The following is a 12,498-nucleotide window of genomic DNA, read 5'->3' as shown; positions in this document are numbered from 1 at the left end:
GATTTTGCTTGCAATAAAAGCAAGGCTGCGCATAATCGCAAACCGTAATAATAATGATTATCAGTAACTTTAGCATTAGGGATCGACTATGCGCCGTTCGCTTTCTTCTCCCGGATTTAAACCGACGCTGCTGGCCTTACTGGTCAGCGCCGGTTGTTTGCCAGTGATGGCTGCTACCACCAACACCCGTGACTCCGCTTCAACCGCCAGTAGCGACGAGCAGGTCCTGACCGTCACCGCCGCGCCGCAGAGCGACTTCAAACCCGGTGGCGACCAGCTGGTGCCCGCTTATCTTGATGGCCAGGTAGCCCATGGCGGCCGTCTCGGCATGCTGGGCGAGCAGAGCGCCATGGAGGTGCCGTTCAACGTTATCGGCTTCACCTCGAAGATGATCCAGGATCGGCAGGCGAAAACCATCGCCGACGTGGTGAAAAATGACGCGGGCGTGCAGAGCCTGCAGGGCTACGGCAACTTCGCTGAAACCTACCGCATCCGCGGCTTTACGCTGGATGGCGACGATATGACCTTCGGCGGGCTGCCGGGCGTGGTGCCGCGCCAGGTGATGGACGCGTCGCTGATCGATCGCGTCGAGATCTTCAAAGGCGCCAACGGCCTGCTTAACGGTGCCGCCAGCAGCGGGGTAGGCGGCATGATCAACCTCGAGCCGAAACATGCCGAGGATCTGCCGCTGACGCGCGTCGGCGTCGATTACACCTCGGCGCAGCAGATCGGCACGACCACCGATATCAGCCGCCGTTTCGGCGACGCTAACCAGTTCGGCGTGCGCCTGAACGCGGTGCATCGCGAAGGGGAAACCGGCGTCGACGGCGAGCAGAAGCGCACCACTGCCGCCTCCCTCGGGCTGGACTACCGCGGCGATCGCCTGCGCACCTCGCTTGACGTCGGCTATCAGAAAAAAACCTTCCACGATGCTGATAACGGTGTCAACATCAGCGGCATCGACTTTATTCCAAAGCTGCCGTCAAACAGCCACAACTACAGCCAGGATTGGGTCTACAGCGATATCGAGTCAGAGTTCGGCATGGCGCGCGCCGAGTATGACGTTACGGACAGCTGGACGCTTTACGGCGCGGTGGGCGCGCAGCACTCTCACGAGCTGGGCGACTACGCGTCGCCGAAGCTCACCGATGCAGACGGCAACGCGCAAATCGGCCGTCTTGACACCAATCGCATCATCAACAACTTCAGCGGCATGGCCGGGCTGCGCGGCCGCTTCGATACCGGCTTTATCAGCCATAAGGTCAACGTCGGCTATTCCGCCTACACCTCGCGCAACAACACCGCGTGGCGCATGGCCTACGGCGCGAACACCGAGTCGACCAATATCTATCACACCGGCAAGGTGCCGAACCCGACCAATAACCTCACCGGCGGCGACTACAGCGATCCGCTCACTACCGGCCGCAACCGCACCCAGGGCTACCTGCTGAGCGACACGCTGGGCGTGCTGAACGACAGCGTGCAGCTGACTTTAGGCGCGCGCCATCAGAAAGTGGTGGTGCGCAACTACAGCAACGCCACCGGCGCCGAAGATACCTCGAGCCGCTACACCGACAGCCGCTGGATGCCGACCTACGGCATTCTCTATAAACCGCTTGAGTCGGTGGCGCTTTATGCCAACCACACCGAGTCGCTGCAGCCGGGCGAGGTGGCGCCGAACAACGCCACCAACTACGGCACCACGACCGGCATCGCCCATGCGAAACAGAATGAGGTGGGCGTGAAGGTCGATTTCCAGCGCGTGGGCGGATCGCTGGCGCTGTTCGAGATCAAGAAGCCGTCGGGCATTCTTAACGGCGACGGCAGCTATGGCCTGGACGGCGAGCAGCGCAACCGCGGCGTGGAGCTGAATCTCTTCGGCGAGCCGGTGCTGGGCGTGCGTCTCACCGGCAGCGCGACCTGGATCGATCCAGAGATGACCAAAACCGAAAACGGCAGCTACAACGGCAAGGATGCCATCGGCGTGCCGCGCTACAACCTGGTGTTCGGCGGCGAGTATGACATCAGACCGGTTGACGGCCTGACGGCGACGGCCCAGCTGCAGCGCACCGGATCGCAGTGGGCGGACGCCGCCAACAGCAAAAAGATCGACAGCTATACCACGCTGGATCTGGGCATGCGTTACCGCATGAAGGTGAAAGAAAACGATCTGGTGTGGCGCGTCGGCCTCGATAACGTGACCAATGAGAAGTACTGGTCCTCTGTCGACGATACCGGCACCTACCTGTTCCGCGGCGACGGCCGCACGCTGAAGGCCGGCGTCAGCTACGACTTCTGATCCGCTAACGGGACGCGCTTCGCGTCCCGCTTTTTTTGCACAAGAAAAGGCTGGCGGGCGGCCCGGTTTCTATTACACTGGTCGCCGCCGCAAGCCTGCGGCGATCCACCGATTTCCGTTGAGAATCTATGCTTCCACTGTCGCCGCACGATCCGCAAGATGAGCCCCTTCGCCAGACCATGGACGATGCGCACTTCGCCATCGTGGTGCTTGCGGTGACCTCTGTTACGCTTATAATCTTCGTCCTGTTGGTGACGCTCTGGATGAGTTAAAGAGAGAATCGTAAGCGGCAGGGAGGTTCAGAAGGAGAAAGTATGGAATCGCGAGATGACAAACTGATCGCCATTATTGGTCTGCTGGCCGCCTGCTTGATCGGCGTGGTATTTCTCTTTGCTATGACCTGGCTCACCGATGTTCGCCATCCCGCCGATCCGTCGCTTGAAGTACAGAGCTGCACGCCGAAAAAACCGCCCGTTCACCCCTCCTGAAATCTGGTCTGAAACTTAATCTGCTGACTGCGCAACACCAGCGCCAGGCCCTCATGCAGCGTGCGGTTGCCGTTGGGATCGCCCAGCCCGAACAGCGCGCCCGGCGAACGGCGATCGTCAGCCCAGGCAGGATATTCCACCACCGGATAGAGGGAAACGCCCTCCAGGCCCACTCCCTGTTCGAGCGCCAGCATCACCTCTTCGCTGATATGCTGCAGCCAGGCGGCGCGCGCTTCGCCTTCCGCGCCGGTTTCCGCCAGCAGCAGCGGGCGCTGGTAGCGCTGCCAGCACTGCGCCAGCAGGCGATGCAGCGGCTGGCGCAGCGGATGCGTCGCCGACATCGGCTCGCCGGGAAAGAACCAGTGATTGTCGGGATAGTAGTTGAGTCCGAGAATATCGAGGCAATCCTCGCTGCCGCCGAGCTCGCTGTCGATGCGTCCAGCCAGCATATCCCAGGCCTCAAACTGCGCCTGATGCTGCACGTCGGCGTAGGGTTTGCTGTCGGGATTATGGGGATCGCTGGCGATCTGCACCAGCGGATCGGTGAGTACGAAACGCGCTTCGGGATAGACCTCGCGGATAGCGTGGATCGCCGCCAGCGAGGCGCGCACCAGCTGACGCTTTAACTCTCTGCCGCGATTGGCGACGTGGGGATTGAACCAGGCGACGTCGGCTCCGGCCCATGACCAGAATGAAATCTGGTTAATGGGCGTGAAAAACGGGCGCTCGATGCCCTCATCGCGCATTACCTGCGCCATAGCGCGGGCGAAACGGGCGAAATGCTCGATAAACGACGCCTTCCAGATATTCAGATGATCGGGATAGCCGAAGTGCGCCAGTTCCCAGATAATCTCCATCTCATGGCGTCTGGCCGCCTGCACCATCGGCAGGAAGCTGCTCCAGTCGTAGCGGTCCGGCTCTTTTTCAATCAGATACCAGCGTGCGCCGTCGCGCGCCGTATGCAGACGCTGCGCCGCGAGCGCGGCGTAATCTTTATCCAGCAGCATATCGTGGCCGCTGCTGATCACCATGTCCAGCCGCTTGCCCGCGGTGCGGCAGGCGGTAGAGCAGGGGAAGCTGCCCTGAAAAAAACTTTTAAACAGCCGGGGATGGTGGCGCTGAAGCAGGGATGAATCTGACGTCATGGTCCGCTCCTGTAACTGGCCGGTCGTGATAGTCTGGCTAAGTCTAGCTGAAAAAACGGCGCTGTCTGGCTGCTCTCAGACTGCGCGTATAGCCATATCCGGCGAAGCGTTAAATAATAAGAGCGTGTCGATTATTCAGGGAACCCCAATGACCGAAGCGTTAAATCTGCTGACCGAACTGCCTGACGTCAGCTGGCTTGAGGAGATTATCGGCCCGCGCAGTGCCCGCCACCCCGGCCTGAGCGGCATTCATCCGCTGGCGGACGGGCTCGACGCTTTTGCGGCCCGCTATCTGCTGATGGGCAAAGCGGAGCGCACGCTGGATGTGCAGTATTACATCTGGCAGAACGATATGTCGGGACGCCTGCTGTTTAGCGCGCTGCTGGAGGCGGCCGGGCGCGGCGTGAAGGTGCGGCTGCTGCTGGACGACAACAATACGCCGGGCCTGGACGATACGCTGGCGCGTCTCGATCGCCATCCCAATATCACGGTGAAGCTGTTTAATCCGTTCTCGTTCCGCACGCTGCGCGCGCTGGGCTATCTCTCCGATTTCGCCCGGCTGAATCGCCGCATGCACAACAAGAGCTTTACCGTGGACGGCGTGGCGACCATTGTTGGCGGGCGTAACGTCGGCGATGAATATTTCGCCACCGGCAGCGAACCGCTGTTCGCCGATCTTGACGTGCTGGCGATCGGCCCGGTGGTGGAAGAAGTCTCGGAAGATTTCGAACGCTACTGGCAGAGCAAACCGGTGGCACCGCTGAAGAGCGTGCTGGACGAGAGCGAGCATCAGGACGGCGCGGTGGCGCTGCCGCCCGACTGGCGCGACAGCGAGGCGGTACAGCGCTATCTGGCGCGGCTGGAAAGCTCGCACTTCGTCAGCCAGCTGGAGCAGGGCACGCTGAGCATGACCTGGGCGCGCGCGCGTCTGCTGAGCGACGATCCGCGTAAGGGGCTGGGCCGGGCGAAGCGCAGGAGCCTGCTGCCGCAGCGCATGCTGGAGGTGATCGGCGTGCCGCAGCGGCAGTTCGATATCATCTCCGCCTATTTCGTTCCCACGCGCGCCGGCGTCGCCCAGCTGCTGGCGCTGAAACGGCGCGGCGTAAAAATCGCGATTCTGACCAACTCTCTCGCCGCCAACGACGTGTCGGTGGTGCATGCGGGCTACGCCAAGTGGCGTAAAAAGCTGCTGCGGCGCGGCATCGAGCTCTATGAGCTGAAGCCGCAGTCGGGCGTGCCCGACGCGCCGCACGACCGCGGTCTCACCGGTAACTCCGGCTCCAGCCTGCATGCCAAAACCTTTACCGTCGATCAGGAGACGCTGTTTATCGGCTCATTCAACTTCGATCCCCGTTCGGCGGTGCTGAATACCGAAATGGGGCTGGTGATTGAGAGTGAAGCGCTGGCGCGGCAGACTCATCAGCGCTTTAGCGCCGCAATGCGCGATCGCGCCTGGGCGCTGCGGCTCGACAAGTGGGGACGCGTCAACTGGGTCGAGTATGCGGGGGAAGCGCAGGAGATTGTGCATAAGCATGAGCCGCGCTGCACCTGGGTGCAGCGCCTGCTGGTGCGGCTGGTGTGGCGTCTGCCGATCGAGTGGCTGCTATAGGCGTCGACCGCGCGGGCGGCAAAGCGTCCGCGCGGTGGTCTTGCTATTTTTTCTGCGGCTTGCCGGAAAACAGAAAGCGCAGCAGCGGGATGCGCAGATGAATTTCATAGAGCAGAAACGCCACGCCGAACACCATCGCCAGCCCGACAAAGAAGCCCAGCGTGTTGTTGCCGATCTGCGGCGTGATGAAAATGCCGTAGAGCAGCGTCAGCGGATGGTGTACCAGGTAGATAAACAGCGAGGCGTTCACCAGATACATAATGCGCGGCGAATGGGCGTTAAGCATGCGGTGGCCGAAGCTGAAGCAGACGTTGAGCATGCAGAGCCCCATCAGCGTGGTAATCAACGCGTCGAGTTCATAGAGCCAGCCGTCGCCGCTGCTGTAGCGCTGATTAAGGCTATAGGCGATGAAAACCAGAATCGCGCCGAAGCACATCACCGGATTAAAGCGCACGAACAGCTGCTTCAGGGCAGGGTGTTTCCACGCCAGCGCTCCCAGCATAAAGAAGGGCAAAAACAGCAGCGTCTGCATCACCATAATGCTGAACAGGCCGTCCATCAGCAGCGCCGGAAAAAAGGTAAAGATCGCGCGACGGAAAACGTCCCACAGCAGCGCATAGCCCATGATCGCCAGCGTCACCTTGCCCCAGCCGATGCGGCTATAATCGATATGCCGATGCTGGCGGCGCAGCCAGTTAAAGGTCAGCATGCCGAGCGCGGTAAGGATCACCAGCACCACCAGAAACCAGAGGTGCGAAATCAGCTCCCACATCAGGTTATTGAACTTGCCGTACAGCGTCAGCTGATCCCAGTTGCTCATCTTGTCCGACAGCGCGCGCAGCATAAAAAACTGCGGCAGCGTAATCAGCGGCACGGCCGTCAGCAGCGGAATGCCGACGCGCTCCATGCGCACTTTCAGCCAGCGCTTCGCTTCGTAGCGCAGGTAGAGCATGTAGGAAAAGTAGCCTGAGATAACGAAAAAGACCTGCATGCGGAAGGCGTGAATAAAATCATTCAGCACCGTCAGCCAGAGCGACGCTTCCTGACTATTGACGGCCCATTTTTGGGTGGAATAGATGAGGGAAACGTGAAACGGCACCCCCAGCAACATCAAATACGCCCGAATCGAATCGAGGAAATATTCACGTTCAGGTTTTACTGTACTCATAAAGTTCCAGTTTGTTAGTACGTTTCGGCCAGTTTCCCCCTGAAACTGGTTTATGCCGCAGGGAAATTCTACCCGCTGTAAACAGCGTATACTATCAGTTGATTCTGGAACGTTTAATTGTCCTAAAAGCAGGCGTAGCCCTGACGAAACCCTGGAACATTCTTTTGGATATGCTGTCGGAAAAGCGAATAATCCTTTAAGATAAATGGGTTTGTACTTAGCACACGAAAGGGGGGGATGTGCTGATTAATGTAGAAAAAAAAGGCGGACTGATGAAGATGCGCTGGCTTGGCGCGGCAGTTCTGCTGGCGTTGTACGCCAATAATAGCTGGGCGTTTAACCTTGATGATGTCGCAAAAGAAGCCAAAACGCTGGCAGGGAAAAGTTTTGAGGCGCCTAAGAGCAATTTACCCTCTCAGTTTCGTGAAATGAAATTTGCTGACTATCAGCAGATCCAGTTTAACCACGACAAAGCGTACTGGGGCAAACTGCGTACGCCGTTCAAGCTTGAGTTTTACCACCAGGGCATGTATTTCGACACGCCGGTAAAAATCAACGAAGTGACGGCCAACGCGGCGCGCGAAATCAAATACAGCCCTGACTATTTCAACTTCGGCAACGTTAAACACGACGCCGACTCGGTGAAAAATTTAGGGTTCGCCGGTTTTAAAGTGCTTTATCCGCTTAACTCGCGCGATAAAAAAGATGATGAGATCACCAGCTTCCTGGGCGCGAGCTACTTCCGCGTTATCGGCGCCGATCAGGTTTATGGCCTGTCCGCGCGCGGTCTGGCGATCGACACGGCACTGCCGTCCGGGGAAGAGTTCCCGCGCTTTAAGGAATTCTGGATCCAGCGTCCTAAACCGCAGGATAAGCAGCTGGTGATCTATGCGCTGCTCGATTCGCCGCGCGCGACGGGCGCCTATCGCTTTACCGTGCATCCGGGCAAAGAAACCACTGTCGACGTACAGTCGAAAGTCTATCTGCGCGACAAAGTCGGCAAGCTTGGCGTTGCGCCGCTGACCAGTATGTTCCTGTTCGGCGCCAACCAGCCTTCGCCGGTGACCAACTTCCGTCCGGAGCTGCATGACTCCGACGGTCTGTCGATTCACAGCGGCAACGGCGAATGGATCTGGCGGCCGCTCAATAATCCGCGCCATCTGGCGGTGAGCACCTACACCATCGAAAGCCCGAAAGGCTTCGGTTTGCTGCAGCGCAGCCGCGACTTCAACCGCTATCAGGATCTCGACGACCGTTACGATATGCGTCCGAGCGGCTGGGTTGAACCGCTGGGCGACTGGGGTAAAGGCCGCGTCGAGCTGGTAGAAATCCCGACCGCGGACGAAACCAACGACAATATCGTCGCCTTCTGGACGCCGGAGAATCTGCCGGATCCGGGCAAAGAGATGAACTTCAACTACCGCCTGCACTTTACGCGCGACGAGAGCCAGCTTCACTCCGACGATACCGCCTGGGTGAAAAATACGCTGCGTTCGGCGGGCGACGTGAAGCAGTCTAATCTGGTGCGTCAGCCGGATGGTTCTATCGCCTTCACCATCGACTTCGTTGGTAAAGCGATGAGCCAGATGCCGGATAACAGCCAGGTCGCGCCGCAGGTCAGCGTGGGCGAAAACGGCGAAGTGGTTGAGCAGAGCGTACGCTATAACCCGGTCACCAAAGGCTGGCGTCTGGTGCTGCGTCTGCGCGTCAAAGATAACAAACAGCCTACCGAAATGCGCGCCGCGCTGGTTAGCGGCGACAAGACATTGACGGAAACCTGGAGCTATCAGTTACCTGCCAATGAATAATCCGACATTTATTCCTAAAAACTACGTGGAAGCCCTGCCGCTGGATGCGGCAGGGAAGGCCCGGTTAAGCGCCTCGCTGCAGCACGCCGAGGCGTTTCACTTCATTCACGATACGCTTGGCCAGGATGTCGCCGCCAGCGATCGTCCTGACGATGCGCCGCTTAAGTCGGTCTCGGCCCGCGTCAAAATGGCGTGGCCGGATTCGCTGGCCGACGGCGAGCAGTTCGGCAAAGATTATCTCGATCGCACCACGCTGAAGGCGATGCCGAAGGTTAAACGCTCGCTGATGTTCCCGGAAGCCTGGCGGACCAACCCGCTGGTGCGTGCCTGGAGCTCGCTGCGCGGCGAAAAGCTGACGCATCGCTACGCCAATGCGGAAGAGCAGCGCGCCGAGGAGAAGTGGCGTCACGTCGGCTCCATTCGCCGCTATGTGCTGCTGATCCTTACCCTGTTTCAGACCGTCATCGCCACCTGGTACATGAAAACCATCCTGCCCTATCAGGGCTGGACGCTGCTCGATCCGATGGAGATGCTGAATCAGAACTGGCAACAGTCGGTGATGCAGATCCTGCCTTATGTGTTGCAGACCGGCATTCTGTTCCTCTTTGCCATTCTGTTCTGCTGGGTGTCGGCGGGCTTCTGGACCGCGCTGATGGGCTTCCTGCAGCTGCTGATCGGCCGCGATAAGTACAGCATCTCCTACTCGACGGTGGGCGACGAGCCGCTTAATCCTGAACATCGCACCGCGCTGATTATGCCGATCTGCAACGAGGACGTGGAACGCGTCTTCGCGGGCCTGCGCGCCACCTGGGAATCGGTCGCGCGTACCGGCAACGCAGAGCACTTCGACGTCTACGTGCTAAGCGACAGCTACGATCCTGATATCGCCATTGCGGAGCAGAAGGCCTGGATGGAGCTGGTGCGCGACGTGGGCGGGGCCGGCAAAATCTTCTACCGCCGTCGCCGTCGCCGCGTGAAGCGTAAGAGCGGCAACATCGACGACTTCTGCCGTCGCTGGGGCAGCAACTACAGCTATATGGTGGTGCTGGACGCGGACAGCGTGATGAGCGGCGAATGTCTTACCGGCCTGGTGCGCATGATGGAAGCGAACCCTAACGCCGGTATCATCCAGTCGTCGCCGAAGGCGTCGGGCATGGATACGCTCTACGCGCGCTGCCAGCAGTTCGCCACGCGCGTTTACGGTCCGCTCTTTACCGCCGGTTTGCACTTCTGGCAGCTTGGCGAGTCGCACTACTGGGGACATAACGCCATTATCCGCGTGAAGCCCTTTATCGAGCACTGCGCGCTGGCGCCGCTGCCAGGCGAGGGCTCTTTCGCCGGCTCGATCCTGTCGCACGACTTCGTCGAAGCGGCGCTGATGCGCCGCGCCGGCTGGGGTGTCTGGATCGCTTATGACCTGCCGGGTTCCTATGAGGAGCTGCCGCCGAACCTGCTGGACGAGCTGAAGCGCGACCGTCGCTGGTGTCACGGCAACCTGATGAACTTCCGCCTGTTCCTGGTGAAAGGGATGCACCCAGTGCACCGCGCGGTGTTCCTGACCGGCGTCATGTCTTATCTCTCGGCGCCGCTGTGGTTTATGTTCCTGGCGCTCTCCACCGCGCTGCAGGTGGTGCATACGCTGATGGAGCCGCAATACTTCCTGCAGCCGAGGCAGCTCTTCCCGGTCTGGCCGCAGTGGCGTCCTGAGCTGGCGATCGCGCTCTTCTCGACGACGCTGGTGCTGCTGTTCCTGCCGAAGCTGCTCAGCGTGGTGCTGATCTGGTTCAAAGGCGCGAAACCTTACGGCGGCGCGTTCCGGCTCTTTATCTCGCTGCTGCTGGAGATGCTCTTCTCCGTGCTGCTGGCGCCGGTGCGTATGCTGTTCCATACCGTGTTCGTGGTCAGCGCCTTCCTGGGCTGGGAAGTGGTCTGGAACTCGCCGCAGCGCGACGATGACGCTACGCCGTGGAGCGAAGCCTTCCGTCGTCACGGATCGCAGATGCTGCTTGGCATCGTCTGGGCAGTAGGCATGGGCGTGCTGGATCTCAACTTCCTCTGGTGGCTGGCGCCGATCGTCTTCTCGCTGATCCTGTCGCCATTCGTGTCGGTGATGTCGAGCCGCGCGACGGTCGGACTGAAGAGCAAGCGCGCGAAGCTGTTCCTGATCCCGGAAGAGTATGAGCCGCCGAAAGAGCTGGTGGACACCGACCGCTACCTGCAGCTCAACCGCGAGCGCGCCCTGAAGCACGGCTTTATGCATGCGCTGTTCCATCCGGCGTTTAACGCGCTGGCGACCGCGCTGGCGACCTCGCGTCACCGCCAGAGTCAGCTGCTTGATTACGCGCGCGACCGCCGCGTCGATCAGGCACTGAGCGATACGCCCGAGAAGCTGAACCGCGAACAGCGTCTGCAGCTGATCAGCGATCCGGTGGTGCTGGCGCGCGTTCACTCACGCCTGTGGGAGAACGGCGATAAGTATCATCAGTGGGTAGAGAGCTATCAGAAGCTGGCGCTCAATCCGCTGGCGCTACCACCTCAGGCGGGTTAATATTCGCCAACCTAAAGCGGCAGCGATGCCGCTTTTTTTATGCGCGCAATTTAACGCTATTATTACGTTTTGATAGCGTAAGCAGGCGACAAAATAGCTGCGCCATTATCTACACTAGCCGCTGGCTGAAATGAGTATCGCGAGTGAAAAGTTTGCTGAAAACAGTGATGATCGCGCTGATGGCGCTGATATTAAGCGGATGCGGCAGTATTATTAGTCGCGCCGTGCCCGGCCAGGGACACGGCAATCAATACTATCCTGGCGTGCAGTGGGATGTGCGCGACGGTCCATGGCGCGTGCTGACCATTCTCGATCTGCCGCTGTCGCTGGTGGTGGACACCATGCTGCTGCCGGTTGATGCCCACCACGGACCCTATGAGTAATCAGAGCAGGCGATCGGACTCGCTGTTGTCATCTTCCCACTCCTGCGCCGCCGCTTCGCCTTCTTCGCTGTCGATCGGCGGCTCAAGCTGAAACTCGCCCTCGTCCCACTCGTGCAGCGTATTTTCGGCTAACCACTCCTGGCGCAGCTCGACTTCGTCGAAATCGCCGTCAAATATCGCCTGCGCCGCCTCGCCGCTGCGTATAGGCAGACATTCGCCGCTTTCACCTTCCTCTTCAAAGAACTCTGCCTGCCACATAATATCGCCATCCTGCATCACATACTTCTGCAGGCCAAACTGACTGATGCTGGCATCCTCTTCTTCAATGTCGGGATGATCGGCGAGAAATTCTTCACGCGCAGCCTCGATGGCTTCTTCTAAGGTGCTGAACATGCTCATTACTCTTCTCCTTGCCTGATTAACGGGATGTCAGAGAAGGATAGACGAAATTTTTCAGGGGAAAGGGTGAAAAAGAGACGGCGGGCGAGAAACGCCTCCCGCCGTCATCGATCAGAGTGACTTTTGCGGGAAGTGCAGCACCGGCCGCACCGTTTCACGCATAACGGGCGCCGCATAGCGAATACAGCATTTAATACAGGGTTTGACTTTTTTAAAATTAATTCGCGCAATAGATAACGCCTGATTCAAATTATATAACGTGCCGATAAAAACGATGTCCTCTTTATCCGGCATACGTTTACACTCTTTGCGGTGTAAATAATGGTAATTATCCTGATCGGTACTGATTGTCACGTAGTAATAGATGCCTTTATTCATTTTTATGTTCCTGCTAGAGATTCGCTGTGTGTAATCTTTTTATATTTTTTGAAGGACAGTTAAATAATTAACTGTCACGATCGAAATTACCGATATGTGTCTAATTGTTCAAATTCCATAAAAGTATAAAACAGGCAGCTAATTGACATAATGCTTATATGCAACAGGTCTAATCAGACAATGCCTTGTAAAATAAGTTAATTTTACTGGATAGATAAGCTAAGGCAAAGAGTTATCATGGAAGAAATAGGAAAAGACCTGGGGTAATGACTC

At 58.6% G+C, this 12,498-nt stretch carries 10 protein-coding genes; 6 read left to right on the top strand and 4 right to left on the bottom strand.

The features are described from left to right. Positions 1-88: 88 nt before the first annotated feature. Positions 89-2,299 carry a TonB-dependent siderophore receptor gene (locus PVE98_RS12520; RefSeq protein ID WP_096072924.1) on the top strand — a complete coding sequence of 737 codons (2,211 nt, stop codon included), beginning with the start codon at positions 89-91 and terminating at the stop codon, positions 2,297-2,299. Positions 2,300-2,613: 314 nt separating this feature from the next. Further along, entirely contained in the window at positions 2,614-2,787 is a 174-nt protein-coding gene (locus PVE98_RS12515; protein ID WP_187143625.1) for a hypothetical protein, read from the top strand. Here the strand turns inward: PVE98_RS12515 and PVE98_RS12510 are convergent. Then, complete coding sequence (locus PVE98_RS12510) at positions 2,775-3,932, bottom strand: beta-glucosidase (protein ID WP_096072925.1); 1,158 nt, start codon at positions 3,930-3,932, stop codon at positions 2,775-2,777. The two genes, PVE98_RS12515 and PVE98_RS12510, sit on opposite strands and share 13 nt — an antisense overlap. A 148-nt stretch (positions 3,933-4,080) precedes the next feature. Between PVE98_RS12510 and PVE98_RS12505 the strand changes: the two genes are divergently transcribed. Continuing rightward, complete coding sequence (locus PVE98_RS12505; protein WP_033751050.1) at positions 4,081-5,541, top strand: phospholipase D family protein; 1,461 nt, start codon at positions 4,081-4,083, stop codon at positions 5,539-5,541. A gap of 43 nt (positions 5,542-5,584) precedes the next feature. On the opposite strand, the gene mdoC is transcribed toward PVE98_RS12505, so the two are convergent. Continuing rightward, a complete protein-coding gene (gene mdoC / locus PVE98_RS12500; RefSeq protein ID WP_033751047.1) occupies positions 5,585-6,709 on the bottom strand; it encodes a glucans biosynthesis protein MdoC in 1,125 nt (374 codons plus the stop codon). 269 nt (positions 6,710-6,978) lie between these two features. On the opposite strand from mdoC, the gene PVE98_RS12495 reads away from it, so the two are divergent. The 3 genes from PVE98_RS12495 (at position 6,979) to PVE98_RS12485 (ending at position 11,448) form a co-directional block, all read left to right on the top strand. Next, complete coding sequence (locus tag PVE98_RS12495) at positions 6,979-8,517, top strand: glucan biosynthesis protein G (RefSeq protein ID WP_193390109.1); 1,539 nt, start codon at positions 6,979-6,981, stop codon at positions 8,515-8,517. Next, positions 8,510-11,065, top strand: a complete 2,556-nt coding sequence (gene mdoH / locus PVE98_RS12490) for a glucans biosynthesis glucosyltransferase MdoH (RefSeq protein ID WP_096072927.1) — start codon at positions 8,510-8,512, stop codon at positions 11,063-11,065. The genes PVE98_RS12495 and mdoH overlap by 8 nt, the downstream gene beginning before the upstream one ends. A gap of 167 nt (positions 11,066-11,232) precedes the next feature. Beyond that, positions 11,233-11,448 (top strand): YceK/YidQ family lipoprotein, encoded by a 216-nt coding sequence (locus PVE98_RS12485; protein ID WP_096073890.1) that lies wholly within the window; start codon positions 11,233-11,235, stop codon positions 11,446-11,448. Here PVE98_RS12485 and PVE98_RS12480 read toward each other — a convergent pair whose 3' ends face one another. Both PVE98_RS12480 and PVE98_RS12475 read right to left on the bottom strand, forming a co-directional pair. After that, the gene (locus PVE98_RS12480) at positions 11,449-11,847 is read right to left on the bottom strand and encodes a MysB family protein (protein WP_033751038.1); all 399 of its coding nucleotides are present in this window, start codon (positions 11,845-11,847) and stop codon (positions 11,449-11,451) included. Positions 11,848-11,958: 111 nt separating this feature from the next. Beyond that, complete coding sequence (locus PVE98_RS12475) at positions 11,959-12,225, bottom strand: hypothetical protein (RefSeq protein WP_033751035.1); 267 nt, start codon at positions 12,223-12,225, stop codon at positions 11,959-11,961. Positions 12,226-12,498 lie beyond the last annotated feature (273 nt).

It is taken from the genome of Pantoea sp. GABEPS69 (assembly GCF_045780835.1).
Classification (GTDB): domain Bacteria; phylum Pseudomonadota; class Gammaproteobacteria; order Enterobacterales; family Enterobacteriaceae; genus Pantoea; species Pantoea septica.
This window is presented reverse-complemented; position numbering and strand designations above follow the sequence as displayed.